This window comes from Cohaesibacter intestini, assembly GCF_003324485.1.
In the GTDB taxonomy this organism is placed as follows: domain Bacteria; phylum Pseudomonadota; class Alphaproteobacteria; order Rhizobiales; family Cohaesibacteraceae; genus Cohaesibacter; species Cohaesibacter intestini.
Genome location: NZ_QODK01000006.1, coordinates 17,816 through 44,118, shown reverse-complemented (window position 1 = coordinate 44,118; position 26,303 = coordinate 17,816). Strand labels below are relative to the sequence as shown.

Sequence of the window (26,303 nt, the reverse complement as noted above, 5' to 3'; positions counted from 1 at the left end):
GCCTGCCCACAATGCTGGATTGGAAAATCTCGGTAGAAAAAAAGTGCGTCCTGATCTTGTAGGATCAAGATGCACTTTCCCTGATCGTTCATCAGAAGAGACTTATCCTCTTGCCCTGAGCGCTTTGGTGATTGGCAAACGTGCTGCTGAAATCGCGGGCAGGGCACCTCCAATGGCTCCGATCAAAAGGCCGACCGCCCCCGCCTTGACGATCACCTCATAACTGACCACCAACTGAAATGCCATGCGGGCTTGGTTGGCCCCAAGGGTGCTGGCTTGCCAACCGTTGAAAACCAGCCAAGAGGCCCCGAGTCCCAACGCGACGCCGACGATCGCCAGCAGCACGGCTTCAAGCCATGTGGCAAGAAAGGCAGAGATGCGGTTGAAACCGAGCGCACGAAACGTGGCGATTTCAATTGTCCGGTCTGCCAGCGAACTCATCATGGTATTGAGTGCACCTGCCGAGGCACCGATGGCCATCAGCAATGCCACAGGCCAGCCAAACAAACGGATCAATCGGGCTGTCCCTGCTGCCTGATCGGCATAAAGCGCCGCTTCTGTGAAGATGGCCAGGGGACTTGGGGCAAGATCGGATAGTGCTGCCTGCAGTTTGAATAAGGCCTGATCCTGTTGAGCCGCCAGCCGCACTCTAAGGCTTTGTATCGCACCGGGCCTGTCGAACGCGGCGCGGACGGCGTCGAGATCGCCCCAGATTTCGGATTCAAAGACGCTGCCATGGGCAGATATGTGCCCGACAATACTCCATGTCACCGGCCCCAGCTGCACCTTGTTGCCGACGGCAAATCCCGGATAAGTGGCGGCCAATTGATCGCCGACCATGATTTCGCGACTACCGGGGGTGAATAGGCGTCCGGCTGAAAGGCTGATGCCATCGCGAAGGGATGGGCCGGATGGGTCCATACCGCGCAGGGCCAGCATGTCGCCTGCTATCATTGCTCCGTCTGCGCGATATTGCACTGGCGTAATGATTTCCCGTGACAGAAGCGGATTGCCCGCCTTATCGCGTTGCGCACCAATATCGCCAGACAGCGCCATGATTTTGCGCGCAATATCGGCTGAAAGCTCTGAGTTGGCCTCACTATTGGTGCCCCCCCCAAGAATGACAGCAATCTGGCTCGAGCCCGCGCTCTTGAGCGTGCGCTCAAAGCCTTGTGCCATGGCCAAAAATCCGCACAGGACACAAACGACCAGTATGATCGATCCAACCATCGAGAAGGAAATCGCAAAGCGTCGCGGCAAACTGAGAAGGGTCGCGCGGCTCGTCGCCACACATTGTCTGATAAAAAACTGCATGGATATTACCTCATTTTAAAAGCGGACAAAATTGGCGTGCGCATGGCTAATAAGGCAGGCAACAATCCGGCGATCAAACCGAGTAGCACCATGAAGATTGCTGATTGAAGAGCTGTGGACACGCCAAGCACGAGCCCCAGCTCAGCAGGAGCCGCAAGGCTCGCGACTTTCGCAAGGCCAAGGCCTAAGAGGCCGCCGATAACAAAGACAAACAGAGCCTCGCCAAGAACCATGAGTAGAATATGCCATGAGCGAAGACCGAGCACTTTCAGCACCCCGATCTCGAAACGACGTTCGCGCAAGGCGAAAATCATGGTGTTGGTGACAATCATCAACAGCGTAATGAACGAAGCTCCAACCACCAGCGTCACAACTTGTTTGACATCGGCATATTGGCTGAGAAAGGCGCTCAAAAACTGCTTTTCAGACATGGTGCGGGTCGGAGCGGCAGAATTGGCGAACAGCGTATCAATCTGGGCTGCTAGCTTTTGCGGCGTGACATTGCTGGCTGGCTTGAGAGCAAAGGTCGATGCCGTGTTTGCTCCTCGCTCTCGGCCCATATTGATATAGTCATAGTGGGCAATCATAAAATAGGTGTCGGTGCTGGGACTGGCACCGTCAAAAATGCCAGCAATCTCAAAGTGCCAGTCGCGATCTCCACCGCTATGCTTGACGCGAAAGGCCTTCAGGGTCAGCCGGTCACCAACCTTCCAGCCTTGCGCGGTTGCCAGCGCCCGACCAACAAGCACGTTGTCTCGCCCGGTTTGAAGCGCCCCGCTCAAGGCGGGCGTCAGGCCCAGTTCCTTGCCACTCACCTCCATCAACTTCTCCGGATCCCCAGCGGACACCGCAACAACATTGCGGGCATCTCCGATGCTACCGCGCAGTCGCATGACGGGGCTGACCGCAGCCACACCATCCAGCGCCTCAATGCGCGGCAAATAGGCCATCGGCAATGCTCGGCCTGTTGCACTCATCACACCCAGAAGCGTATCACTGGCTGCCTCTGTGCCTTGGGTGCCATTGATGAAACTGGCCGTGACGCCATGGATCAGAAAGGCCATTCCCACTGACAGCATCAGCAACAGGCTGCGCACGGGTTTGCGCAGGGCACTTTTGCGTGCAAGTTTGAAAAAGGTCATGACGCCATCTCCATCTGGTCGACAAAGACGCCCTTGTCGAGATGCAGCGTCCGGCCAGCCTTGGCTGCTGCCTCCCCATCATGGGTGACCATGATGATGGTTTTGCCCAGCTCACGGTTCAGGAACCCGAGCATCGCCAGCACCTCGTCGGCTGATTTGCGATCGAGATCCCCGGTTGGTTCATCGCATAGCAGCAAGGCGGGATCACTAACGATGGCGCGAGCGATGCCAACACGCTGCTGTTGACCTCCCGACATGGAGGCAGGGTTTTGCCTGCCCCGACCGCTAAGGCCGACGAGATCAAGCACTTTTTCCACCCGGTCACGTCTTGCGCGCGCCGACAACGGTTTCAAAAGCAACGGCAACTCAACATTCCCCGCCGCATTGAGCATCGGCAGCAGATTGTAGAACTGGAAGACGATGCCGAGTTGATGCGCCCGCCAGCCGGAGCGAGCCGCTTCCCCCATTTGGTCGAGCCGCTGTCCATTGACGTGGATCTGGCCCTCATCGGGACGGTCGATCCCGGCAAGTAGATTGAGAAGCGTCGACTTGCCCGAGCCGGATGGCCCCATCACGGCGACAAATTCACCGCGTTCAATGGTCAGGTCCATCTTGTCGAAAATGGTCAGGCGTTCCTTGCCCGTCCGGTAGCCTTTGGTAATCTTGCGAAGGGCGATAAAAGGGTCTGAGCCGTTATGTCCAGTCATGGCTGTTGGGTTCCTTGTTGCTGATTGGAGGATGGGTCAGGCTTGGTCAGGATGATGCGAATGCGAGCCGCCATGCCTGGGCGGATGCCGACGGGCGGGTTTTTCGGTACTAGCCGAAGGCTGACGGTGCCCTTGGCACTGTTAACCTCTGGTGCTATGCGCTGGATTGCGACGGCAAATGGCTGGTCGGCAAAGGCGTCAAGCGTGGCTTCGCCCTCCAGTCCGGAGGTGAGGCCCCCCAACGCCTTTTCTGCCACATCGGCATCAATCACCAACTGGTCAAACCGGGCGATCGCGACAAGTCCATTGGAGCGAATGGCATCGGCAAAATCCGGCACCCTATCGCCCTTATGCGCAGCGACTTGTAGCACTGTGCCTGAGATCGGTGAGCGAATGGTGAGGTCGGCACGCTTTGCCTCGGCGTCACGCAAGTCGAGTGCGCTCTTGTCAGCGGCGACACGGGCCTGTTCCACCATGTTCTTCGCTTTGAGGGCCGCAACTTTTGCCTTTTGAAGCTCGGTATCCGAGACAATGCCGCGTTTGTTGAGCCCTATATGGCGTTTGAAGGTGGCGTCCTTGTCAGAAGACGCGATGCGTGCCGCTTCAAGGGCAAGCACGGCTGCCTTTCTTGACGCGATGGCTTGCTGCACAGCGAGGCGGAGTTCGAGATCATCAAGGGTGACAAGCGCTTGACCAGACGTGACTTTATCGCCCGGCTTGACCGAGACTTCTGTAATTCGGCCCGCATATTGGGCAAAAAGTGTCACTTTGTCGGGCGCAACCACATAGCCCGAACCCGTCACTTGTGCAGGGACTGCCACTGGAAGCGCTGGCTGGAGGGTTTTGACCTTGCCCTCCAGCATGGAGTCTGGCTTGGTTTGTAACGCTTTTTGGGTGAGTGTTTTTTCAGCAGGTGTGCCCAGCATTTTGTGAAAAGCAGCGGGCAGATCGGGTTCAAGCAAAACGACCGATCCAATGATGAGAAGTGCGCCTGCTGATAGCAAAAACACCCTTTTGCGGGAAAAGAGCTGCCGCACCGAGGGCTGCATTCTGTTCGTCGGATGATCGACGGGAGCATCGTCTGAGAGAGAGCGCAGCGTCTGGGCGATTTTGCGTTCCTGTTCGGTGATCATGTTCATTCTATCGAGGTCCGGGGTTGGTGTGCGAACTAGACACAGCCAACATCGGCGCCGCACCGCAGAAGTGCGACCTCAATCATGAAATGATACGAACTGAATCGCGATCTAGTCCTTTTCAGTCTGGCTTGACGGGGATGCTTCGTCCGTCTGCGGGCCTTCGGTCTGGGCCTTGCGCCACTGCAAGGGCGTCATGCCTGTCACGCGGCGGAATTCGCGGTTGAAGTTGGACTTGGTCTGAAATCCGACGTCCAACATGATGGTTGTCACAGGCGCAGTGTCAGCCAGAAGTCGTTCGCAGGCTTCTGCGATACGAAAATCATTGACATATTGCGAGACATTCATGCCTGTCCTTCGATTGATCGCTGCTGATATCTGTCGCGAAGGAATGACGGCCTTTCTTGCAAGACGATCAAGGTTGAGATCCAGATCGCGATAGATCTGTTTTTCAGTCATCAGCATCTCGATGGCGGCCATGGTTTTTGCATCTTCCTCGTCTTGGAAACTTGCATTCTCATCCGCCTGCGAAGCGGTGTCCGAGCCGCGAAGCGAGTCTGGGGATGCGCGACTGCGACTGGCAACGGCGACCGCAATGGAGAGAAACAAAAGCGTACTGATGCTACCCATTGTGGCGGCCAGCGCCATCCACTGCGCGTCATAGAAGATAGCATTGATGCTGATGAGAGTATCCAGACTGGCTGAAAAAATCAGGACGAATGCGCTATATAGAAGCGCACGATGCGCCGAGCCTGCGCTTTCCAATGAGGCAAGGCGAAGCTCATCAGGGCCGCGCCACACTCTGTGCAGGATGAGCAGCGCATAGATAATAAAGATCAGAATGATCGTCCCGTCGATGAACTGCGGCAAGCGAACCACAAGCAAAACCAGCATGATGACTGGCGACAGGGCATGCAGCATGAGCGCGCCCAAGCTTTGCTTTTGCACCGAGCCGGTAAAATGCAGTGCGCCGCGGTAGACAAACACAGGCATAATAGATGCGAACAGTGGTGTGACCAAGCCTGCCCATTGCAAATGGTAGCCAAAGCGCAAGCCCATCAGTATCGATTGAAACGCCGCCAACAGGATTAGTAGCAAAAAAGGCCAGTTTCGAGGCCGCTCATCATTGGTCCAGACCATAAAGACAAACAGGACGAGCAGTGGCAAGGTGACAACAAAGGACAACGGGACAAAAATCATAAAAGTCTGACGCGTTTCGGCTCGAGTAACGAGGATATTTTCACTTCTTGAGTTGCATGATCAGGGCAGCGACACAACCGCCTTATATGGCAAAGGTTGCTTCATTCTCAAAAAACTGATCATCAGACCAAAGGTTTCACATCCTAAGCATAAAACCAGATCCTGTCTGCCACCTTGTCATAGGGGAGTTTCGATCACTGAAGTGTCTTGCAGTATGGACTTAAAATATGTGGCACATTGTCGAGGGACAAGAAGTCAAAAGCGGATTTGCAGTAACGGCTCACCGAGCAATATCCACCGTGGCCATGATTGCAAATGCCTCTGCCGAGCTTTTCTTAGAAGCTTGTAATGACAGTTGCGCCGACAGACTGGAACTTGTTCATGTTCATCAGGGCCTGAGGGGCCTCTGCCAGACAGATTCTGTCGCCCACCAGACGAGTGGGATCCAGTTTCCCTGAGGCAATCATATCCAGCATCGCTCCATAACGATGGGCTTGCATACCGTGCGACCCGAGGATTTCCAACTCCTTGCCGATAATCTTCGGCATCGGAATCTGTGGCAACGTATGATCGCCCAGCATTAGCCCGACCTGAATATGTTTGCCGCGGGCACGCAAATTCTGAATGGAATTGAAGCAGGTTACGGGATGGCCAAGAGCATCGAGTGAGACATGCGCTCCGCCCTTGGTCAATTCTATCACCGCTTCAGGCACATTTACGACCGACGCACCATTGATGGTGGCCACCGCTCCCAACTCGCGCGCCAAAGCCAGTTTCTCATTATCGATATCAATGGCTATGACATTGGCTCCGACAGCATTGGCAATCATCACCGCCGACAGGCCAACCCCACCACATCCATGGACTGCCAGCCACTGACCAGCCGAGGTTCGGCCCTGATCAACCACCGCGCGGAACGCGGTTGCAAAACGGCAGCCAAGGCTGGCAGCCGTGGCAAAATCCATGCCTTCTGGCAGGGCCACCACATTGAGATCGGCCTGATGAATAGGGACATATTCGGCAAACGATCCCCAATGGGTGAAGCCGGGTTGCTCTTGATGATCACAAACCTGCTGATGGCCCGCATGGCATTCAGGGCAAGAGCCGCAACCACAAATGAAGGGAACCGTTACCCGATCGCCGACACTCCATTTGCGTACGTCTTTGCCGACCGCTTCGATAGTTCCGGCGAGCTCGTGCCCCGGTACGTGCGGAAGCTCAATATCGGCATCGTGCCCCATCCAGCCATGCCAGTCACTACGGCAGACCCCGGTTGCCTCTACCTTGATCACCACTCCATGGGGTGCGGGGCTGGGATCAGGCAATGTGGTGACCTTGGGGGCTTCTTTGAATTTCTCAAACAATACGGCTTTCATGATGGGATCCTTCAAGAGCAAAGCTTTTGCCAATTCTACTCAGTTTCATTGAAAGGGCCTTGCAATTCTTGCTTTGATGTCAAAGAATTTTCGAAAGGATCCTCCAAAATCAAACAAAAAAAGAAAAGCACCTACCTCAATGGCAGATATTGACAAAGTGAATGCCGAAATTCTCGACCTCCTTCAGAGTGACGGGCGGATGTCCAACGCGAAGCTCGCCGAGCGTCTCTCAATGAGTGAAACACCCTGTTGGCGCCGCCTGAAAAAGCTGGAAGAAAATGGCATCATCGAGGGCTATCAAGCCAATCTGAATCGCCGAAAAGTGGGGCTGGGTGTGATGGCTTTTGTCCAGTTGAGATGCTCGGAGCACAGTCAGGAGGCCACGCAACAATTCCAGCATATCATCGAAGATTGCCCCAACATCCTATCCTGCCATAACACCACAGGGGATGACGACTTCCTGCTTGTCACTGTAGCAAAGGATCTCGATGACTACAGCGCATTCGTAGACCGGGTCTTGCGCAAACTCCCGGGTGTCACCTCCATTCGCTCCAATCTTTCGCTCAGGGAAATGAAGGCTTCAAGCCGCCTTCCGATTCCGCGCTGATGTGGTCAAGCGGATCTCACGCAGTGGCAAGTGCATCGCGATGCTGTCGAATGATACTCCGACAGAATTCTGCAACAGCTTGGATGCGACGAGACTGCACCAAATCAGACTGCGTGACGAGCCAGATTGTCTGATCGATGCCAAGCTCGCCGTCCAGACAGATCAGTCCGTTCGACCTTGCCAGAAAATGCGGCAGAATTGCAAACCCCACCCCGGCGCGGCAGGCCGCCAGTTGTGTTGCAACACTTGATGTGCTCAAAGCCGGCGCGCGACCTTGCAGGCGACTCTCCACCCATTGTGCGGCAGGCAGATGGGCCTGAGCCTCGCCCCAAGTGATAAAGTCGTCTGCATCGAAATCGGCTGCATCCGCATTGCTCCCCCTGTGCTCCAGATAGACATCCGAGGCATATAGGCCGTAGCCCAACGAGCCCAAGCGCTGAAGCGACACATGGCCTCGGTCTGGCTTGACCATACGCAGCGCGAGGTCGGCATCCCAGCGGTGCAGGTTCACCGTGGCGACATCTGTCACAATATCAAGTGTCAATCGTGGATATTTGGCACGGAATTCGGGTAAGTTGGGCAGGAGCAATCCGGTGGCAAAATTCTCGGCGGTCGCCAAGCGGACGCGCCCTGAAACCTCGGGGCTTTCCGCCATCCCGGAGGTTAGAGACCGTGCGGCAGCTTCCATCTCTTCGGCGCGTTCAATCATCGCGGCACCATCTTCAGTCAGGCGATACCCGGTCTGTTGGCGCAAGAAGAGCGGCTGTCCCACTGCCGCTTCCAGTCTCTCCATACGGCGTGACACAGTGGCCAGACCAAGACGTAGGCGTTTGGCCGCACCGCTCAAGGTGCCTTCGCGACTGATCGCCAAGAATATGCGTAGATCGTCCCAGATGAGCGTGCCATCAGCGTCATGTTTTCCATTCATGGAAATCAGATCTCCATTTCAATGCCTACCATCCAATCCCGGAAAATAGCATATGTCCGACAAGCGCACAACATTCGAAAGGGAAAAGAGATGAAAAAACGACATCTGTCAGAGGGGTTTGAAGTGTCGGCCCTGGGATTGGGATGCATGGGAATGAGCGAGTTTTATGGCCCGAGGGATGATGAAACCTCGCTTGCGGTGCTGAACGAAGCCGTGTCCCGTGGGATCACCTTTCTCGACACCGCCGATATGTACGGCCCCCATCACAATGAGGAACTGCTGGGACGATTTCTATCGCAGAGCGGCAGCCGCTCACAACTGAAGATAGCGACCAAATTCGGCATTGTTCGCAAACCAGGCGAATATGCTCGCAGCTTGGATATGAGCCCCGCCTATCTGCGGCAAGCCTGCGAAGCGTCGTTGACACGTCTCGGAGTGGAGCAGATCGACCTATATTATGTTCATCGCGTAAACCCGGATCAGAACATCGAAGATACTATGGGTGAGTTGTCGCGACTGGTCGAAGAAGGCAAGATCGACCGGATCGGTCTGTGCGAGGTGAGTGCCACCACTTTGCGTCGCGCCCACAATGTCCATCCCGTCACGGCTTTACAGACGGAATATTCGCTCTGGTCACGCGGTGTCGAGGCAGAGATACTGCCGGCCTGTCGCGAACTCGGTATCGGCTTCGTTCCATATTCGCCGCTCGGGCGAGGGTTTCTGACCGGACGCTTCCAAGCGGCGGGGAAATTCGGAGATGACGACTTCCGCAGCTTCTTGCCGCGTTTTCAACAAAGCGCAATGAAACAGAACATTCGGATCGTCGAGGCCGTGCAGACCATGGCGCACCAGAAAGGGTGTACCCCTGGTCAAATCGCCCTCGCTTGGTTGCTTGCACAGGGAGACGACATTGTTCCCATCCCCGGCACCAAGCGATTGAGCTACCTCATCGAGAACATCGCGGCTGCAAACGTGAGTATGACACCGTCCGATATGCAAAGTCTGGACGCCATACTATCCACCATCCCGGTGACCGGTGAGCGTTATACCGAAGAAGGCATGAAGGGCGTCAACGCATAGCTCCTGGTTGGAAAGTTCCCCGATCATTTGCACTGTTCGGGTTTCTGACCCATTTTCCATTGCATTCTTCATACAACAGTCTTTGTCGTCTAATGATGATGGCTGATTTTTAACGAAAAAGGGCCTTCTGAACTTAATCAGAAGACCCTAATATGGCTCCCCAGGCCGGACTCGAACTTGACTCAAAAATGGCGGAAATGAGCCATTTTGGGTTACACTTAACCGGGAAAACCTATTGCGTTCCTATTGCATTTCCTATTGCGGTTAAGCGTTGTGCATAAACTGGTGTGGCTCCCAATTTAGGAGCCACACTATTCGTGAGGATAGCATTGATCGTGCGACGTAGAGCAGGCCTCATGCCCTACTGAATTGCCCATTAATACGTTAATGAAGGCCCCACCTCGACCAGATAGCTACACCTTGAAAGATTCCAATTCACCAAGCGACCAAAGAGCCGCCGTTCGTGCCGGACGCAGCAAATTCAAACTCAGAGCCCATTTTGACCAATGCTGCAATATCCACCAATGGCAGCTTTAGATCGTCAGCCGCTTGCCATACCAGCAATCATCGCGCCAAGCGCGACAAGGTGGACAAGCATCAGCGCCTTGTCGTTCCATAGCGCTCCGACGGCAAACCAACCCACGACACCGACAAGAAACAGGTAGAGGTTCCAAGGTGTCCAGCCAAACCCCGTCGCGGTGTATCCCAAAATCTGTACGGCGGATGCGCCCCACTTGACCGTGAAGACAAGACGCTCGCGCGGTGCTGCAAGAGCCAAGGCATCAGACTGCACGGGTCAACCCTCCGTCGATACGCAGGTTTTGTCCCGTCATGTAGCCACCATCTTCCGAGGCGAGCCACGCGATCAGAGAAGACACCTCCGAAGCGGAACCGTAACGTCCCATGGGAATACGCGCTTTGCGGTCTTCGGTTTCGGGCAGGCTGTCTATGAAACCGGGCAGGACGTTGTTCATGCGAATGTTCTCTGACGCATACTTGTCCGAATAGAGCTTTGTGAATGCGGCAAGCCCGGCTCGGAAGACCCCCGACGTTGGAAAAAGAGGGTCTGGCTCGAAGGCCGCAAAGGTTGAGATGTTGATGATCGCCCCGCCGCCCTGCTTCTGCATTACTGGTGTGACCAGTCGTGTTGGACGGATTACGTTCATCAAGTAAACTTCCATGCCTTGGTGCCAGTCGTCGTCGCTGATCTCAAGAACTGGCCCCTTCGGGCCGTGACCAGCAGAGTTTACCAAGACATCAATTCGGTCCCAACGATCCTTCGCGCCCTCGACCAAAGCGTTCAGCGCATCTCCATCAAGATTTGAACCAGTCACGCCAAAACCGCCGAGTTCACTGGCTAGTGCCTCCCCCTTGCCGGACGAAGACAGAATGCCGATTTTGAACCCATCTTTTGCCAGTTTTCGGGCTGCATCCGCACCCATGCCGCTGCCGCCTGCTGTGATCAGAGCCACTTTTTCTACTGCCATTTCTCATGTCCTTTCGTCTTTGAACCGTGTTATAGTATCCCTTGTAAGAAAGTTCGATTGAGAATTGATGCTACCTGACAGTAGAAATACTATTGCAAAATGACAATACTTCCCCCACTCAACAGTTTGCGTGCTTTTGATGCAGCAGGTCGCCGCCTCAGTTTCCGCTCTGCCGCAGATGAATTGGGTGTCACGCAGGGTGCCGTTGCGCAACATGTGCGCCAGCTCGAAGCACATCTTGATGTGGTCTTGTTTGAACGGGTTCCTAAGGGCTTGGCTTTCACCTCAGTCGGGCGCAGCTATCACAACCGGATTGCTGGAGTGTTCGCAGACCTTCGATCCGCAACTGCGGAACTGAAGCCAGAGCTGAACAAAGTCATTATCAGTGTCACTCCGACCTTTGCTGCGAAATGGCTGATCCCCAATCTGCCTGACTTTACGGCAGCGCACCCGGATGTTGACTTGCGGATCATGGCGACTGAGAAAGTCTCAAGCTTTCATAGCGAAGGGATAGACCTTGCAGTGCGCCAAGGATCCCCACCCTTTGGCGCTTCGCTGGATGTAACGCTTTTGTTCAAACAATCGCTCATCGCGGTCGCCGCGCCAAAATTTGCGGACAAGGGCGATAATCTTCTTGAGCCAGAAACCCTCGCCAAGCAACCAAAGATCCATGACACCCATGACCTATGGCCGAGCTACCTTGCGCATTTGGGTGTACATGACCAGTCTCCTCGCCACCTTCGTCTGAGCCAAACATCTCTTGCTGTCGATGCGGCTATCGCCGGGCAAGGTGTGGCCTTGGTAAGCCGATTTCTGGTGGCTCATGACCTTGAAGCCCGACGTTTAGTCGAGGTAGGTGTAGCCTGGTACGCGGGCAGAAACGATTTCTATGTTCTTATGCCGCAAACCGCCAAATACAATGAGTCGGTAGCCAACGTTGTGACCTGGCTTAAGTCGCACTCAACCGAGAACACCTGACGGTCTCGGATGAAAGCGGTCATTCTGATCGTTCGCACGAATAGCAGTAAAGTCCGCGCTGTCGTCGTTTGTGCAGGGCGCAGCGAACGACGGCTTTCGGTTTGGCATAACCGAAAAGTTTTACTGATCGCCTTCCTTCAGGCGACGCACGATTTCCTGGCCGACGAGCCTTATCGCGAGCAGGTAATCCTCGCCGCGTAGGTCGACAGCTGGATGCAGCCGTATCTTTTGGAATTCCGGATGGTCGGTCGATTTTGTTTCTTTCTGCCACATGGTCGAACAGTTCTTTCCTAAGGAGCGCCGGAAGGCGCGGTCCGGAGGAAATGGGTTCGACTCAGGTACGCGAAAAAAACTTTCTTGACGGGCGGAACACCCTCTGCCTGAGAGGCGCAGGAGATCGTTGGTCGGATGCCTGAAGGAGATTAAGTAGCTGAATTTATATCTTTATTTGGCGGGGAAATGGCGGGCGGGAACGTTTCGTCGGTGAGGATCGAGGGTCGTTGGTGCTACGGACGACTATGAGCCAAGTCATCGATGGGCAGGTCGTTTCCAGCCTGCACTATCCCGGCGGTGACACCCGCCGGGCATGCCGTCGTCGGCGGATCAGGCCGAGATCGGCGAGGTTGGGGCGGCGTCCCGAGGGGCCGTCGGAAGCAATCCCAATGGTCGTTGGGCCGGGGCGACTATTGCCTTGTCGAGGTGGACGCGCTCCATGCCTTCCAGTTCTTCCATTGCGAGGTCCGTCAGCCAGTCGCTTGAATGCTGCCACGAGGATGCCTTCAGGCGCACCGCGACCTGGCGGTCGGGATTCTGGATAGACTGGAGCCCGTCCCGCAGGGCTTGGGTTACTTCCCGTTCATCCGCACACCCGGACAGGTCCACATTGCATTCGACAAATTCGATCTTGCCGACCTGGTGGCACTGGAAAGATGCTGCTTCTTCACCTAGCTCAGCCAAGACGGCAAAACCGCCCAATCGCTCTTCGAATTTCCGAGGTTGCGGAATTCCGGGCATTACCACAGGAACAGATCCCAATGTGTCGATGAAGTCGGCATGAACATGACCGAGGGCCCATAGGTCATAACCATGGGACTTGAGCTCTTCCAACGTGCAGGGGGCATAGGTGTTATAGCCGGGCATTTTCTCCACGGAGGTATGCATCACTCCGATATTCTTCCGTCCTGCTACGGGATCAGGATATTGGGGGAGCAAGCTTGCTGATGGGTTGTCTGTGTCGAACGACAAGCCATGAAAGACGATGTTTCCGATTTCGACGCTTGGCGAGTCGGCGTGCAACAGATAGACATTGGCTCCGAACTCTTTGTAGGCGTCATTTCCCAAGAGGGCATCATGGTTGCCCCGAATGGCGATTACGGGGATGTTTTGTTCTGCAAGACGCGCCATCTGGGTGGTAAAGAATTCCCGGGTCTTGGGATCCTGGGTGGAGCTGTCGAATACGTCGCCGGCGAGGATCAAGGCATCAACATGCTCGTCAAGCGCCAGATCGACGATAGACGTAAAGCTGTCGAGGCTGGCCTGTTGTAGCAGCGTGCCCAATTCCGGGTTGCGTTTTGTAACGGCCGAGAATGGGGAGCCGAGATGGGCATCTGCGGATAGAAGAAGGCGTGTGGTTCGGTTGAGCCTTTTCTGGGGTGATGCTGATATCATGGGTGTGTTCTCCTATATGGGGGGATACGAAGGAAGTCACTTGCCATCCAAGCCTCTTTGCGGTCTGGGAAAAGACGACAGGTGCTCTTGGCTGGCAGGGGATGGTGGAATAGCTGGATTGCGGAACAAGGGTGGCAAGCCAAAGTGAATGGCTTGCCGACGGGGATGAGCAGCTATCGTGTGGGATCCGTTGGCGAAAGGTTGAAGTAGGGAAGGTGAGGCGGCCTGTCTGGCCCACAGCTGGTAGGGCCGGACAGATCGGCAAGGCCAAGTGCCTTTCGAAAAATCGCCCCGTCACGGACATGTGGCGAGGCGACTTTGTTGTTGGGGCTAGGCATGGGAGACCGCTTTTATTCGGGACGATCCTTGCGGATTTTTCCGACTGCATGTTCCGCGGCGAGTAGGTCCATGACATAGCATGCAGCACTTCTTGCTACCGACAGAGCGCGGTGGGTCCGGTGGCGTTTGTAATTACCAAACTGATCCAGTTCAGGCTCGTAATACGGCACATGGTCGAGCAGGTCTGAGGTCGCATTGATAAATTCCTCATTGAGGACATTGCGATCGGCGAGGGCGGCTTGCAGGCGCTTTCGGGCATCCGCAGGCAAGGCGAGATTTTCAGGCTCGCCATTGGCCAATTGGTCGAGGGCCGTCCTCGCCTCTTCCATCGCTTCAACGGTTTCCCTTATGAGGACCTTGGTGTCGAAGTAAGAGGCCGTACCTGTATCGGTCTGGGGGGTAATTTCCTGGTTTTGCGCCATATGTAGATCTCCTTTAGCAATGGCGTGAAAAGGGTTCGGACCTGTTGGGTCCGGGATTTGCCAGGCGGTACGTCGCAGCCTCGATTTTTTCTCGAGATTGACCTGAATGGTTGTCTGCCCGGCCTCCAGCAAAGGAAGGTCGGCAGGCAACCTCCAGGACAAGTCCATCAATTCCAACCAGCATACAAAATTGGCGTCGGTACCGGTCAGGTCCTCACGGACCACGCCAGCGATTTCGGCAGGCGGATTTTCCTCGTCATAGGAAACTATGATGAGAGTGGCTTGCCCATTTCTTCTGGCAACGCCCGGTGTTGCGCCCGCAGGACCAATGCCGATATCGGGCGTCCCTTTTGCCGGTCTGCTGAGCCAGATCGTCTATGACAGCCTTGCCGATTTTTGCAACAAGGTTGTGGGTGCGTAATTATGCACCTTTTGAAAAAAATCATCTCGCCGTTACCACTCCCGGGAAAATTGCCTCATATCCGGTGTGGGAGCAAAAAAAGTGCTTCCGCGATCGCTAGGCAATAAGAGGAGAGGATCGTGAACAGAGCGAGAAAACGGCAGGTCGGGAACGTCCATGTCGACCAGGGGGCAATGGCCGGGCAGGGCCGTTGCCACCATGCGACCATGCCAGCGGCGAAAAGCATGGATGGGTTCGGGAAGGAGCTGGCCACGCTCCTTTCCGGGAACGAGATGGGGGTCTGGGGGCAAGAGCGTGGAGCGTGTTTCCCCCAGCCGCCCGGCAGGCCCGTCGGCGACGAGTGGGGTGATTCAAGAGGGGGTGCGATAGACCCCATTGGCCTCCGTGGAGCGGCTGGGAGCAGGGTCAAGGGAAGAGGGCAGCGCGCCTCATCCTTTGCGGGTGTTGGGTCTCGGGAAGGGCTGCGCCCTAACCTGAGCGAACTTTGGCAAGTGTGCAATTTATACGAGAAATTCCGCACTTGCCTAGTGAGTACCTTCCTGCGGCCTCATCCCGGAAAATAAATCGAAAATTTTTCTTGAGAAGGGATGCGGGTTTTTGATCGGAGCCCCATTTCCTCAAACAACCAAGGAGGAAATGGATGGCGCAGATAAGTGACAAGGGCAGTGACTACGCTGATATGATGCAGGCATATGGGATGCATATGATCGTCTTGCGATTCAGGAGTCTATACCCGAAAGATGTCGCCGATATGGTCAAGCACGGGAAACGAGAAATCGGTGACCAATCGCACTGTGATCCGGCTCGGCGACATCTCAATCGCGTGCTTGTCGGCAGCAACGATATTGCGAAAGAGATCGAGGCCCAGGAAGCTCTACTCCGATTATCAAACCACACCTCAAATTTGGAGGGTACTCACAAGACTCGAGGAGCCAACGCCGCCGAGCAAGTGATGCTGGCGGGAGCCAAACCGCCCTGGAAGGAGAGTAAAAACTCGCAAGGCCCGTTGCGCGAAGCCATCATGACGATCCACCGAGATCATTTCCGCGCGGATGATGATTGTCCGCCGGAAGATCTTCTTGAGTTTCTCGATGACAAGGGCAAGCTCGCACAGTTTGACATCGGCAAGTGCGATGCGTTTGTGGACGAAGGCCTTGCCTTCCTACAGCATAATTTCGGCGACATGCTGAAATACTGCCGGGTCGACATGGACGAGCAAGCTATCCACCTCCATGCCTTGATCTATGACATTGTCGAGTTACCTAAATCGGCACGCTATGCAAATGGACGGAGCCTGTTTCGTTCGGCCCTCCACCCATTGCTTTGCAGCACTCGGGATGCCGAAAATAAGAGTGGTTATGAGCGTGCGCAGGATGCGGTAGGCGAATGGTTTCGGGATCCAGGCCGAAGGCACATGAACATCGCACGGGGCGAGCCGCGGGCAGAGGCGAGGCGTGAAGCCGAAGCAGAAGGACACAATGCGATCGAGGTTGTTCAAGCCATGGACTTGAGTGATTTGTATTCTCACGACCCGGATCTTCTCGCCCGTGACCCCATTCCTGCGGGATCTGAGAGAGCCCGCATGATATGGGCGATCAAAGAACAGTCAGAAGTTCTGTCCGAACTCAAGAAGCCAAGGCTAGATGAGAGGCAGAAGACCGCTATTGAGATCCTCGTTGCCGGTGGTTTTGTAACGCATGAGGAACAGGAAGAAGCCCGGACCCGCAGATTGAGGAAGGCCTTATTGCAGGAACATGAGGAAGCGTTTGGCACGCCGGACGACATCATTTCCAATCCCGACAAAATCATCGCGAAACTAGAGGAGCAATCCGACGGTCTCGACAAGAAAAAGGCCTCACTGGAGAAGGCCAGGGCAGAACTCGATAGGAAAGAAGCAGAGCTGGAGGCTGCCCAGAATGCCCTAGCGAAAAGTCAGGAGGACTTGAAAACGGACAGGCTCACGTTCGGCGATAAAGAGCAGGCATTCGAGCGCGGATTGGAGGCGGTAGAGCAGGGCGAGATTCAGTTCCGTCCAGCAGATGGAGAAACGAACGAAAGGCTTGTCTATGGTCCTGATGCTCCGAAGGATGACGCTGATCGGAAGGCCCTTTGGCAGTCTGTCAAATCTGCCTCCGGCATCATAATGGCATATGCGCGCAGGATCTGGCAGTCCGAGCCAGCAACGTGCCAGCGAGCCATCGAGAAGGATCCGTCCTTGATCGATGTTAAGGTCACCCCCAAGATCGATCCGGCGGCCGAGCCTGATGACGCCCTGACCATGGACATTGAGGTCGAGCTCAAGGGCCTTGAAAAATTCTCGAAACCGATGGGACGTATCATTAACACCATTGCCAACACGATTGCAAAAAGGGTCGGGGACGTGGTCGTCAAGCGAGCTCGGAAAGAAATGCGAAGTGAGCTTCAGTCGCTCACCCAGTATCATGAAGGTGTCCAAAAAGCCTATGGCGGTGTGCAGGATCCGGAACTTTTACGCCAGATTGCACTTGCGAGGAATAATCTCTCACATCTTCTGCGGAAGCCTCCTCAAGCCCCTAGGGGGAAAAGGCCGCCGAAGGACAAGAGTGGCGAATACACCATTGAGTAAATTGGGTGGCCTACTTTTTTGTCTCTCTTTATAAAGCGACCGCGTAGACTCGTTGTTGAGCCAGCCTGAGCCGCATCTCTTCGGTTACGTTGCCGCAAGCAGGGTCAACTGGGGGCGGTATACCTGCCCTTCGCTGCGACCTGCATTAGTGGCGGCAGTGCGGAAATGGTGTTGAAAAAGTCGCTCTTGAAGTAATCGCTTGGTCCTGATTCAATCCTTTTAGGAAAAGGGGGGATTTGCGAATGCTGGGGCCAAGGCAAGTTGCGCAGGCAGCACTCTTTTATGAGTTTTCGATTGAAAGTCACGTTCCTTCTGACCACTTACTCAGGAAGGTCGACCACTTTCTCGATCTGAGTGAGGTCAGATCTTTCCTTGCTCCCTATTACAGCAGCCAGGGCCGCCCTTCGATTGATCCAGAACTGATGATCAGGATGTTGTTGGTCGGCTACATTATGGGCATTCGCTCCGAGCGGCGCATCTGTGAGGAAGTTCAACTGAACCTGGCCTATAGATGGTTTTGCCGTTTGGACTTGGATGACCCTGTTCCTGACCATTCGACATTTTCCAAGAATAGACATGGCCGTTTCCGGGATAGCGATCTTTTCCGTCATCTCTTCGAACTGGTGTTGGCCCGCTGCATCGCAGAGGGGCTTGTCGGTGGGGAGGCTTTGGGCGTTGATGCTTCCATCGTGCAAGCTGATGCAAAGCGGCTGAACAAAGTTGAAGCATCAGATTGGACGCCAGAACGGATCACGCGGGCGACAGAAGAATACTTTGAGACCCTTGATGATGCCGCTTTCGGCGCTGCAACGCCCGTGAAACCAAAGGTGCTTTCGCCGGTTGACCCGGCAGCACGCTTTACTGGAGCAAAGAAGGCCTATTCGATCTTTGCCTATTCCACCAACTATCTGGTGGACTTGGATAATGTTGTGATTGTTGATGTTGAAACAACAGCGCCGATCCGGCAGGCGGAAGTCAATGCCGCACTGGATATGGTTGATCGTGTTGAAGAGAAGTTCGGAATTTATCCAGAACGCTTCGTCGGTGATGGCGCTTATGGCAATGCCGAGACACTTGCTTGGCTGGTTCATGAGAAAGGTATCGAGCCGCATGTTCCGGTTCTCGACAGATCGCAGCGGCTCGACCAGACATTCTCGAGGCCCGACTTCATATTTGACTATGAGAATGACAGATACATTTGCCCTGATGGCAAAGACCTGCTGCCCAGTCGCCGTCAATTCCAGACAATCCGGCCCAAGGTGCAGGGTGATGAAAATATCCGATATCGTGCTGCTAAAGCGGACTGCCAGCACTGCGCATTGAAGTTCAGATGCTGCCCCAACACAGCCACCCGACACATCACCAGATCGATCCATGAAGGAGCGCGAGACTTCGCCCGAGATCTGGCAGATACCGATGCCTTTATCGCCTCGAGGCACGCCAGGCGCAAAGTGGAGATGCTATTCGCTCACATGAAGAAGATCATGGGGCTGAACAGACTGCGTCTTAGAGGCCCAAATGGAGCAAAAGACGAGTTCACACTGGCAGCCACAGCGCAGAACCTGCGCAAAATGGCAAAGCTGCTCCCAACTCCGGAATGAGGGAGCGTCGAGCCTCCCAAAACCGCCCTCCGTTTTGCGCTGCAGCACTTAATTTTTCAACAGAATTCGGACTTTTTTGCCATTCGCTGCGACGCCGAAATTTTATGCCCACTGAATGCATATCTGGCAATCAGGGCGGATTGCCGACATTTCCTGCACGTGCACAATCCTCGATGCTGCAGGCAAGAGCTGACATTCAAGGGGTATCGAAGCTCGTCCTGGCTATCACGGCTCGTTCGGGCAGAAAGCGGAAATTTTCTGCAGAATGCACGAAAGTCTGTTGGGATAGAAAAGAGCAGGTTGCGTCTTGCCAGTCCAAAGATGTTCTATCCGACGTTTCAAAAAAACATACCCCTTCCCCGGTAGAGTTGGTCAAAAGATCACTTTCCAATCTCTGATTGTTGAATACAGTGATGAAAGTCCGATTCCATTCTACACGGTTATGGGGAAATAACTGCGCGTGACGGAAGAACAGATTGCTAAGACCGCCCAGTCCTGTTTTGAAGGTTGCCCTACAATCGTTCTTGGCAGCGGGGCATCGATGCCTCACGGTCTCCCAAGTATGGGTGACCTGAGCACTTACCTTTGCAAAAATTTGGAGACCTACGGTAAAGCTGAAAGTGACGCGTGGCTGCTGGTCAAAACAGCGCTGGCCAGCGGCGATCACCTTGAAGCGGCCTTGGAAGGAAAGACACTGCCTGCATCGCTGTTGTCAAAAATTGTAGGTCTTACTTGGCGTTGCGTAAACGAAAAAGACAAGAGGCTTTTGGAGGACGCCGCCTCAAATGGCGACTTCTCTTTGGGAAGACTATTGGTCAGGATGTTCAGCAGTACCCACAGCGAGGTACACGTGGTTACGACGAATTATGATCGCGTTGCCGAGTTTGCCTGCAACTCCAAGAATGTTTTGTTTCAAACGGGCTTCGCGCCGGGGTACATTCAGACGTGGGAAAGTACGGGCCGCTTGAGAATGATGCACGGATCTAAGGCTGCCCGTGTAGTAAAGATTTGGAAAATCCATGGGTCTCTTGACTGGTTCCGCACCGCAGACGACAGAACTGTAGGGTTGCCAGTGTTCGAGCTGCCATCCAAAGATCACTACACGCCCCTGATCGTAACGCCAGGCTTGAACAAATACGAAAAGACCTACGAGGACCCATTTAGGACAACCATTAATGGGGCCGATGCTGCACTGAAGAACGCTTCCGCCTTCCTTTGTGTGGGTTTTGGGTTTCGAGATCAGCACATCCACCCCAAAATCATCGAGAGATGCCGGGAACGGAACGTCCCAACAGTGGTACTGGCCCGAACCCTGACGGAAGAGGCCAAAGACTTCCTGAAAAGCAAGGCGGGCACGAACTACTTGGGGATCGAACGATCTGGAATCGGGAGCAGAGTTTACTCGCCCACTGCTCCGGAAGGTGTCGATGTCACGACACCAGATCTTTGGTCAATCGACGGCTTCAACAACTTAGTCCTTTAGGTATTCCATATGTCTATTTTTGATTTCGCCGACATAGAAGCTCTCGGAAGCGTCATTTCAGTCGACACTGCTGCCGTCACTATTCGCGTCGATGACCTAGATCGGCTCAAGCGTCTCCAAGTCAACCGGCTGGTCGTTCTCCAAAGCAGCAAGCCTGGCCAGCACCTGATTGGTATTGTCGTGAAGATAACAAGGAAGCCAGATACGCGCGAACTGGTGGAGGCCGATCCTGACGATGAAGGCCTTGTACCAAACGAGAATAACCTCGTAAAAATTACCCTCATCGGCACACTACTCGACCGGGTCGGTAGTGCTGCGAATGTGTTTCGCCGCACCCTTGAGACCGTTCCTGAAATCGACGCAAACTGTTTTTCTTTGGAAGGTGAACGGCTTACTAAATTTATGCAAGTTATCTCCGATGTAAACACAGACGGCCCGAAGTTATCCTTGGGTCATTTCACGTTGGATGAAGAAGCTACTGCCTATCTCAATGGGAACAAACTTTTTCAGCGCCACGCGGTCATAGTTGGAAGCACTGGCTCTGGTAAGTCTTGGACAACAGCTCGGCTGCTCGATCAGATAGCCGAATTGCCGCAAGCGAATGCCGTCTTATTCGATATTCATGGCGAATATCGCCCGCTAAAAGGCGAAGCCTTTAGGCACCTTCGGATCGCCGGACCATCAGACATAGAACATGCTCGTGGTTTGGCAGACGGAGTCTTGCACTTGCCATACTGGTTGCTGGGCTATGAAGCCTTACTGTCGATGTTTGTAGACCGAAGTGATCAGAATGCGCCGAACCAGTCAATGATCATGACTCGTACCATCGTTGACGCGAAAAAGAGTTCACTTGACCCAGTCGTGCACAAAGATGTCCTTGAAAACTTCACGATCGACAGTCCGGTGCCCTTCGATATCAATGACGTCCTAAAGAAGCTTCAGCAACTGGATGAAGAAATGGTACCCGGAGCTCGGGCAGATAAGCAGGGCCCATACTACGGCAAGCTCAGCCGGCTGATCGGTCGTCTGGAAGCCAAAAGGCATGACCGCCGCCTAGCTTTCCTGTTCCAGCCTCCACCTGAATGTATGGACATGGCTTGGCTCGAGAGGATGGTCCACGCCATCTCCGCAGGTCGTGGCGCACAACACAACAATCAAGGCGGCATCAAAATCATCGACTTTTCAGAGGTGCCATCTGATGTGCTGCCGCTGATGGTGAGCCTTTTGGCTCAGATTGTCTTCTCAACGAGCCTTTGGACAAAATCAGAAAAGCGCCATCCAATCGCAATCATGTGTGACGAGGCCCACCTGTACATCCCAGAGCGTATGCAGGCGGACAGTTCTGACGCAGTTGCTGTTGAGATATTTGAACGGATTGCCAAAGAGGGCCGAAAGTACGGGATTGGGCTGGTTGTAATCAGTCAGCGACCTTCAGAAGTGAACCGAACCGTCCTCAGCCAGTGTAATAACGTGGTCGCTATGCGCCTGACCAACGGCGACGATCAAAGCGTCATCAAGCGCCTTTTACCAGATAGCCTCGGAAGCTTCGGGGACCTATTGCCCGTCTTGGATATCGGCGAAGCACTCGTTGTTGGCGATGCTAGCCTGCTGCCTACGCGAATTCGTATTGCTGAGCCAAATATGAAACCAGATAGCCAAACCGTAGCCTTCTGGGATCGCTGGAATGAAGAAACTCCAAAGTCTGATACCCAGATTGCTATTCGCTCTTGGCGCAAGCAAAGCTCGTCTTGAGGCTGCACTAATTGGGAAATTACTGAGCAATACAAGCTGTTTCCATGGGACGCTTCGGGAACATTGGCAGCAAACTGATAGCGGCAATCGAGTGAAGTCTGGACGAACTGCAAGAATGGGCCGCCATTGCTAAACGCGAGCCTGGATGAGTGTGTTCCGGTGATGACGCATTGCACCAGACCTCTCCGAGCCCAATCAAGACATTAAAAATGTAGGGGCCTTTCGCAACAGCAAACACTTCCCGAGAACGGGTCTTCGATTTACTTAGATGACTTCGCTTACGGAGGGTATTAGCAACGCAGCCTCGGCGATCAAGGAGTCCAGCAATTTTAGTAATTTTAACGTTTCGTACGGACCCTCTCTAAGTGCCTCGGATGGCTGCTTGTCAAAGTGCCTCTGGTAAGTTTCTTTGAACTCTAAGGCTCCGTGCCAAGCATCAATATCTTTTTTATAGTTGCTCCAGCGAACTTGCGCAGGCGGCCGATTAGGCAAATTCAGATCGAGATAGCACTCGATCGCCGCCGCTCGCCCGTTGATGTCGGTAATATTAATACCCTCTGGACCAAGCGCTGGAAACTGTCGGAATTCATCGAGTTTGGGCAGCAACATTGATCGCATATTAGGTGGTAGGTTGAGAGCATCGAGCTTCTTATAGGCATCCACGCCTTCCGCATCATTATCGAAAACGAAGAGCACTTTGTTGTGTATGTCGATGCGGAGAAGCCCTTCTGCAAATTTGACGAGGTTGCCCGTTCCCCAAAAATGGTGCCGCTCGTCGACGTCTACGAAACTGAAAAAGTCAGCGACATCAGCGCGCAAGATGTCGAGGGCGCGTTTTATGATCCGAGCATCCGATGCGCCCTCGGTAGCGACTAGAACTTTTTGATTCCGCCTTGCACCGGGTTGAAAGAGGTTGCGAGGCTCCCAACCTGAATGGACCAGCGGACCAAACTCCCAGACGACATCGACACTTAGATTGGCGGGATTGAGGGCAAAAACCAGAAGCATCGACGATGCACTGAGAATAGCTACTTTCGCGCCGAAATAGCTTGTCTCGGACCAAAACGTATTGGAGTTTTCCGTCCAAGGTAGACGTTGGAAATCCTCGTCGGATACCAGCTTTCCTTTGGCCCTTTCGTCGTCGTCAAATTCGGCTCCATCGTTGAGGGTCGATAACGGATAGCGACAGGCCAGACAACAATATTCGTCAAAGGTCAGAAGGTTAGGCTCTTCCGGAGGGGTTCTGTAGGAGTCGATTTCCTGTGCTTCGGCTATTACCGCTTCGTACTCAGCGCGTGCCGTCTCGATCGTAAACCCCAAAAGATGCAGGCGGGGCAATACACGCGATAGAGGCCGGGCAAACACTTCCTCGAACTCATCGAGATCTGCGGCCTCTTCAGGGTGATCTTCGTAATACTCGTAGTTGATCCCATCCAACTTTCGGCGCGCTGTGTCACCGTCCTGGAACAGAAAGCCGAAGTCTACACCTATGTGGTTCTTGGCGTAGGATAAAGATACACCAGCTATTGTAAGTTGAATCTCGGTTCCCATCAGTCGAAGTTTTCCCCAAAACATGTCACTACTTAATTTCAGCGCATCTGTATCGTACCATGCGTTGAGAGTGTGTGGGCAGTTGTACCCCATAATCTCAAAATGTCACTAACCGCGCGTTGAGGACCTTGGTGAAGCGGCGCTTAGATAGGGCGGCATGACTGACCCTCTCTAATGAGCTGGGACACAACAGAATTGACGTAACGAAAGACTACCTCGCATGAAGTTCACCCCTGCCAATAAATCCCTAAAGCTGGCCGAAGATAAGCGGGAAAAAATCGCCAAAGCGGTTTTTGACGGCAACAGGGTAGCCGAGATCATCACAAAAACAGCTGCGGCGGGAGAGTATGGCTTTCAACTTGCGCAAGAGTGCCCACTAGACCTACGCGCCACCACATACGCCAAAGGGCTTATAACCAAGCTTAAAACGGCGGGATATAACACCTAATGGATTGAGGCCACCCAAAAAGAAATTTTGGAGGGAAAGGAAACAGGGCTTTTCATTGTCTACGCTGAATTGCTCATTCAGTGGGGGCTACAATCCATAGAACCATGGCATAAATATGCTGAAGGTTGCCCATAAAATGACAATTAGTGGCAATCCCACACGCGCAAAATCGCTAAAATGATAATATCCTGGCCCCATAACAAGTAGATTAGTCTGGTAGCCTATAGGCGTTGCGAATGAACAGTTTGCTCCAAACAAAACGGCCAATGCGAATGGCAATGGATCCGCGTCTAGTCCAGTCGCCAACTCTATGGATACTGGTGTGAACAAGATTGCTGTCGCGTTATTGGATAGCACATTCGTGAGAATAGCTACCAGGAGAAACAACATCGAAAGGATGACGGCAGGCCCGGCGTTTCCAATCAATCCGATGACACCATCAGCAAGATAAGCGGCTGCACCGCTTTTTAGCATGGCCAAGCCAAGAGCCAATGAAGCTCCCACCATCAAGTAAATTTTCCGATCTAGAGAGTTCGCTGCTTGGTCGAGTGTCAGCACTCCGGTCAGGAGCATAAGCATAACGCCGAAGACTGCAGCTGCTGCGATTGGTAGGATGCCGGACACGCTGAGAAGGACGACGCCAACAAAAATTGCTCCCGCCATCTTTGCCGCTCCGATGCCGGGCAAAGGTCGTGCGGTGCCATCAAGCACGACAACTCCAGAGTGTTGCCGTAACCGTTCTACGGATTGATGATCTCCCTGCACGACCAGGACATCACCTTCCAGAAGAGTTCTCCCTGTTAGAACGCGGGTTATTCGAGAATGTTGTTCCACTCCAAGAACAAGGCAGCCATAACGAGAGCGAAAATTGGCCTCTTCAACAGAGAGGCCAATGAGTTGTGAGCCTGGAGCAATCATGATCTCGACGACAATTTGATTGTTTGAGAGAAAAGCCCTGCTTTCCGGTTTGCTGGAAGGAAGAGCCTCCTTGCCTGATGTTGTAAGCATTAGCTTTGGAAATCTGGTCTGGGCTTCAGCCAAAGCATCGTGTGTTCCCATAACAATAAGGGTATCGCCCTCGCAGATTGCGAGCGCTTGATAGGGCGGAATGAGGCGCTGTTCTCCCCTCAGTACAAGAATAAGACGTGCCCCCCGGATTCTCAGAATGTTGAAGCAAATGCGAGCCCCGATCAGCTTCGCTTCGTTGCCGACCGTGAACTGTGTGATGAATCTTCGATGATTGCCTGATATGAACCGTCGGGCGGGCGAGGATCGCCTTGGTAGCAAAAGAGGGGTGGCAATCAAGAGATACATCAGGCCCACCCCGGCGAGAACAAGCCCCGGCACAAAGAACCCGAAGAATTCAAGTGGCTTCTGCCCCAATTCCACCATGGTTCCAGACACCAGTAAGTTGGTGGAAGACCCAACCAATGTCGTCATGCCTGCCAGAATGGCGATGAAAGACAATGGCATCATGACTCTGTTCGGTGAATGAGAAAACCGCTTAACCACGGTTTCAAGAATCGGAATAAAGATTACTACGACAGGCGTGTTATTGACAAAAGGACTGGCTATGAACACGACAAAGAAGCAAATAAAAATCGCACTCTTGTAACTTCTTCCCGTTCGTTGAAACAACTGTTTGATTGCCCAGTCCAATGCTCCTGTTCTCCACAAACCATTGCCAAGAACAAGCAGCGCCAGTACGGAGATCAGGGCGGGATTAGCAAATCCCGCCAATAAGTCTTTGGTATCCAGAAGGACTTTTCCGTCACCACTTCTCAACGGAATGAGTTCAAACAGTAGCAACAAGGCAATCAAAAGGACGAGAGCCGTTATTTCAGCTTTAATGCGATCAATCGCAAACCCAAGGATCGCGACAATCACCAACGCATATGTCATCCAAATGTGGAAGCTTCCCGCTGAAAGACTAGACATTTCTGGATACACGAGGCCCTCCGAGCCGATAGTAGTCCGCTCCTTTGACGAGATACAAACCGTACCTTTTTCTGCTGATCCAAGTTGGACGCCTTGCAACTCTGAACACTATTCTCAAGAACG

At 53.7% G+C, this 26,303-nt stretch carries 23 protein-coding genes; 9 read left to right on the top strand and 14 right to left on the bottom strand.

Annotated elements, in window-relative coordinates:
• Positions 1-102: 102 nt before the first annotated feature.
• From DSD30_RS18200 to DSD30_RS18175, 6 genes are all read right to left on the bottom strand, one after another.
• Positions 103-1,314 (bottom strand): ABC transporter permease, encoded by a 1,212-nt coding sequence (locus tag DSD30_RS18200; RefSeq protein ID WP_114011180.1) that lies wholly within the window; start codon positions 1,312-1,314, stop codon positions 103-105.
• Positions 1,315-1,319: 5 nt separating this feature from the next.
• Entirely contained in the window at positions 1,320-2,456 is a 1,137-nt protein-coding gene (locus DSD30_RS18195; RefSeq protein ID WP_114011179.1) for an ABC transporter permease, read from the bottom strand.
• A complete protein-coding gene (locus tag DSD30_RS18190; protein ID WP_114011178.1) occupies positions 2,453-3,163 on the bottom strand; it encodes an ABC transporter ATP-binding protein in 711 nt (236 codons plus the stop codon). Before DSD30_RS18190 ends, DSD30_RS18195 begins: the two co-directional genes overlap by 4 nt.
• The gene (locus tag DSD30_RS18185; protein WP_114011177.1) at positions 3,160-4,302 is read right to left on the bottom strand and encodes an efflux RND transporter periplasmic adaptor subunit; all 1,143 of its coding nucleotides are present in this window, start codon (positions 4,300-4,302) and stop codon (positions 3,160-3,162) included. The genes DSD30_RS18190 and DSD30_RS18185 overlap by 4 nt, the downstream gene beginning before the upstream one ends.
• Before the next feature lie 105 nt (positions 4,303-4,407).
• Entirely contained in the window at positions 4,408-5,496 is a 1,089-nt protein-coding gene (locus DSD30_RS18180; protein ID WP_114011176.1) for a helix-turn-helix domain-containing protein, read from the bottom strand.
• 335 nt (positions 5,497-5,831) lie between these two features.
• Complete coding sequence (locus tag DSD30_RS18175) at positions 5,832-6,872, bottom strand: zinc-dependent alcohol dehydrogenase family protein (RefSeq protein WP_114011302.1); 1,041 nt, start codon at positions 6,870-6,872, stop codon at positions 5,832-5,834.
• Positions 6,873-7,011: 139 nt separating this feature from the next.
• On the opposite strand from DSD30_RS18175, the gene DSD30_RS18170 reads away from it, so the two are divergent.
• Positions 7,012-7,479 carry an Lrp/AsnC family transcriptional regulator gene (locus tag DSD30_RS18170; protein WP_114011175.1) on the top strand — a complete coding sequence of 156 codons (468 nt, stop codon included), beginning with the start codon at positions 7,012-7,014 and terminating at the stop codon, positions 7,477-7,479.
• Between the two features lie 16 nt (positions 7,480-7,495).
• Here DSD30_RS18170 and DSD30_RS18165 read toward each other — a convergent pair whose 3' ends face one another.
• A complete protein-coding gene (locus DSD30_RS18165; protein WP_114011174.1) occupies positions 7,496-8,407 on the bottom strand; it encodes a LysR family transcriptional regulator in 912 nt (303 codons plus the stop codon).
• A 90-nt stretch (positions 8,408-8,497) separates the two neighbouring features.
• Between DSD30_RS18165 and DSD30_RS18160 the strand changes: the two genes are divergently transcribed.
• A complete protein-coding gene (locus DSD30_RS18160) occupies positions 8,498-9,487 on the top strand; it encodes an aldo/keto reductase (protein ID WP_114011173.1) in 990 nt (329 codons plus the stop codon).
• Between the two features lie 541 nt (positions 9,488-10,028).
• Here the strand turns inward: DSD30_RS18160 and DSD30_RS18155 are convergent.
• Both DSD30_RS18155 and DSD30_RS18150 read right to left on the bottom strand, forming a co-directional pair.
• On the bottom strand, positions 10,029-10,280 hold the full coding sequence (locus DSD30_RS18155) for a DUF6552 family protein (protein WP_114011172.1): 252 nt from the start codon (positions 10,278-10,280) through the stop codon (positions 10,029-10,031).
• Positions 10,270-10,974, bottom strand: coding sequence for an SDR family oxidoreductase (locus DSD30_RS18150; RefSeq protein WP_114011171.1), 705 nt, complete (start codon positions 10,972-10,974; stop codon positions 10,270-10,272). The genes DSD30_RS18155 and DSD30_RS18150 overlap by 11 nt, the downstream gene beginning before the upstream one ends.
• Before the next feature lie 99 nt (positions 10,975-11,073).
• Here DSD30_RS18150 and DSD30_RS18145 point away from each other — a divergent pair, with 99 nt between their 5' ends.
• The gene (locus DSD30_RS18145) at positions 11,074-11,952 is read left to right on the top strand and encodes a LysR substrate-binding domain-containing protein (RefSeq protein WP_114011170.1); all 879 of its coding nucleotides are present in this window, start codon (positions 11,074-11,076) and stop codon (positions 11,950-11,952) included.
• A 120-nt stretch (positions 11,953-12,072) separates the two neighbouring features.
• Here DSD30_RS18145 and DSD30_RS21650 read toward each other — a convergent pair whose 3' ends face one another.
• The 3 genes from DSD30_RS21650 to DSD30_RS21645 all read right to left on the bottom strand — a co-directional run bounded on the left by DSD30_RS21650 (position 12,073) and on the right by DSD30_RS21645 (position 14,381).
• On the bottom strand, positions 12,073-12,225 hold the full coding sequence (locus tag DSD30_RS21650; protein WP_157967767.1) for a hypothetical protein: 153 nt from the start codon (positions 12,223-12,225) through the stop codon (positions 12,073-12,075).
• A 330-nt stretch (positions 12,226-12,555) separates the two neighbouring features.
• On the bottom strand, positions 12,556-13,620 hold the full coding sequence (locus DSD30_RS18140; protein WP_114011169.1) for a metallophosphoesterase family protein: 1,065 nt from the start codon (positions 13,618-13,620) through the stop codon (positions 12,556-12,558).
• 350 nt (positions 13,621-13,970) lie between these two features.
• Positions 13,971-14,381 carry a hypothetical protein gene (locus tag DSD30_RS21645; protein WP_157967766.1) on the bottom strand — a complete coding sequence of 137 codons (411 nt, stop codon included), beginning with the start codon at positions 14,379-14,381 and terminating at the stop codon, positions 13,971-13,973.
• Between the two features lie 271 nt (positions 14,382-14,652).
• Here DSD30_RS21645 and DSD30_RS21640 point away from each other — a divergent pair, with 271 nt between their 5' ends.
• The 5 genes from DSD30_RS21640 (at position 14,653) to DSD30_RS18110 (ending at position 22,243) form a co-directional block, all read left to right on the top strand.
• Complete coding sequence (locus DSD30_RS21640; RefSeq protein ID WP_157967765.1) at positions 14,653-14,802, top strand: hypothetical protein; 150 nt, start codon at positions 14,653-14,655, stop codon at positions 14,800-14,802.
• Between the two features lie 640 nt (positions 14,803-15,442).
• Positions 15,443-17,407: a hypothetical protein gene (locus DSD30_RS18125; protein WP_114011166.1), complete on the top strand. Its 1,965-nt coding sequence runs from the start codon at positions 15,443-15,445 to the stop codon at positions 17,405-17,407.
• A gap of 242 nt (positions 17,408-17,649) precedes the next feature.
• Entirely contained in the window at positions 17,650-19,008 is a 1,359-nt protein-coding gene (locus DSD30_RS18120) for a transposase (protein ID WP_114011165.1), read from the top strand.
• A 460-nt stretch (positions 19,009-19,468) separates the two neighbouring features.
• On the top strand, positions 19,469-20,491 hold the full coding sequence (locus DSD30_RS18115; protein ID WP_114011164.1) for an SIR2 family protein: 1,023 nt from the start codon (positions 19,469-19,471) through the stop codon (positions 20,489-20,491).
• A 9-nt stretch (positions 20,492-20,500) separates the two neighbouring features.
• A complete protein-coding gene (locus tag DSD30_RS18110) occupies positions 20,501-22,243 on the top strand; it encodes an ATP-binding protein (protein WP_114011163.1) in 1,743 nt (580 codons plus the stop codon).
• 264 nt (positions 22,244-22,507) lie between these two features.
• On the opposite strand, the gene DSD30_RS18105 is transcribed toward DSD30_RS18110, so the two are convergent.
• Positions 22,508-23,794, bottom strand: a complete 1,287-nt coding sequence (locus DSD30_RS18105) for a HEPN/Toprim-associated domain-containing protein (RefSeq protein ID WP_114011301.1) — start codon at positions 23,792-23,794, stop codon at positions 22,508-22,510.
• A gap of 220 nt (positions 23,795-24,014) precedes the next feature.
• Between DSD30_RS18105 and DSD30_RS18100 the strand changes: the two genes are divergently transcribed.
• Positions 24,015-24,242, top strand: coding sequence for a hypothetical protein (locus DSD30_RS18100; RefSeq protein WP_114011162.1), 228 nt, complete (start codon positions 24,015-24,017; stop codon positions 24,240-24,242).
• 87 nt (positions 24,243-24,329) lie between these two features.
• On the opposite strand, the gene DSD30_RS18095 is transcribed toward DSD30_RS18100, so the two are convergent.
• Positions 24,330-26,192: an SLC13 family permease gene (locus DSD30_RS18095; protein WP_157967764.1), complete on the bottom strand. Its 1,863-nt coding sequence runs from the start codon at positions 26,190-26,192 to the stop codon at positions 24,330-24,332.
• Positions 26,193-26,303 lie beyond the last annotated feature (111 nt).

Excerpts from the sequence above, each read along its gene's own strand:
- DSD30_RS18110 (WP_114011163.1), top strand. The coding sequence starts at position 20,501 with ATGTCTATTTTTGATTTCGCCGACATAGAAGCTCTCGGAAGCGTCATT.
- DSD30_RS18200 (WP_114011180.1), bottom strand. The coding sequence starts at position 1,314 with ATGCAGTTTTTTATCAGACAATGTGTGGCGACGAGCCGCGCGACCCTT.
- DSD30_RS18165 (WP_114011174.1), bottom strand. The coding sequence starts at position 8,407 with ATGAATGGAAAACATGACGCTGATGGCACGCTCATCTGGGACGATCTA.
- DSD30_RS18150 (WP_114011171.1), bottom strand. The coding sequence starts at position 10,974 with ATGGCAGTAGAAAAAGTGGCTCTGATCACAGCAGGCGGCAGCGGCATG.
- DSD30_RS18100 (WP_114011162.1), top strand. The coding sequence starts at position 24,015 with ATGAAGTTCACCCCTGCCAATAAATCCCTAAAGCTGGCCGAAGATAAG.
- DSD30_RS18195 (WP_114011179.1), bottom strand. The coding sequence starts at position 2,456 with ATGACCTTTTTCAAACTTGCACGCAAAAGTGCCCTGCGCAAACCCGTG.
- DSD30_RS18140 (WP_114011169.1), bottom strand. The coding sequence starts at position 13,620 with ATGATATCAGCATCACCCCAGAAAAGGCTCAACCGAACCACACGCCTT.
- DSD30_RS21650 (WP_157967767.1), bottom strand. The coding sequence starts at position 12,225 with ATGTGGCAGAAAGAAACAAAATCGACCGACCATCCGGAATTCCAAAAG.
- DSD30_RS18145 (WP_114011170.1), top strand. The coding sequence starts at position 11,074 with ATGACAATACTTCCCCCACTCAACAGTTTGCGTGCTTTTGATGCAGCA.
- DSD30_RS18160 (WP_114011173.1), top strand. The coding sequence starts at position 8,498 with ATGAAAAAACGACATCTGTCAGAGGGGTTTGAAGTGTCGGCCCTGGGA.
- DSD30_RS21640 (WP_157967765.1), top strand. The coding sequence starts at position 14,653 with ATGAGAGTGGCTTGCCCATTTCTTCTGGCAACGCCCGGTGTTGCGCCC.
- DSD30_RS18125 (WP_114011166.1), top strand. The coding sequence starts at position 15,443 with ATGGCGCAGATAAGTGACAAGGGCAGTGACTACGCTGATATGATGCAG.
- DSD30_RS18180 (WP_114011176.1), bottom strand. The coding sequence starts at position 5,496 with ATGATTTTTGTCCCGTTGTCCTTTGTTGTCACCTTGCCACTGCTCGTC.
- DSD30_RS18105 (WP_114011301.1), bottom strand. The coding sequence starts at position 23,794 with ATGGGAACCGAGATTCAACTTACAATAGCTGGTGTATCTTTATCCTAC.
- DSD30_RS18175 (WP_114011302.1), bottom strand. The coding sequence starts at position 6,872 with ATGAAAGCCGTATTGTTTGAGAAATTCAAAGAAGCCCCCAAGGTCACC.
- DSD30_RS21645 (WP_157967766.1), bottom strand. The coding sequence starts at position 14,381 with ATGGCGCAAAACCAGGAAATTACCCCCCAGACCGATACAGGTACGGCC.
- DSD30_RS18185 (WP_114011177.1), bottom strand. The coding sequence starts at position 4,302 with ATGAACATGATCACCGAACAGGAACGCAAAATCGCCCAGACGCTGCGC.
- DSD30_RS18120 (WP_114011165.1), top strand. The coding sequence starts at position 17,650 with ATGCTGGGGCCAAGGCAAGTTGCGCAGGCAGCACTCTTTTATGAGTTT.
- DSD30_RS18190 (WP_114011178.1), bottom strand. The coding sequence starts at position 3,163 with ATGACTGGACATAACGGCTCAGACCCTTTTATCGCCCTTCGCAAGATT.
- DSD30_RS18170 (WP_114011175.1), top strand. The coding sequence starts at position 7,012 with ATGGCAGATATTGACAAAGTGAATGCCGAAATTCTCGACCTCCTTCAG.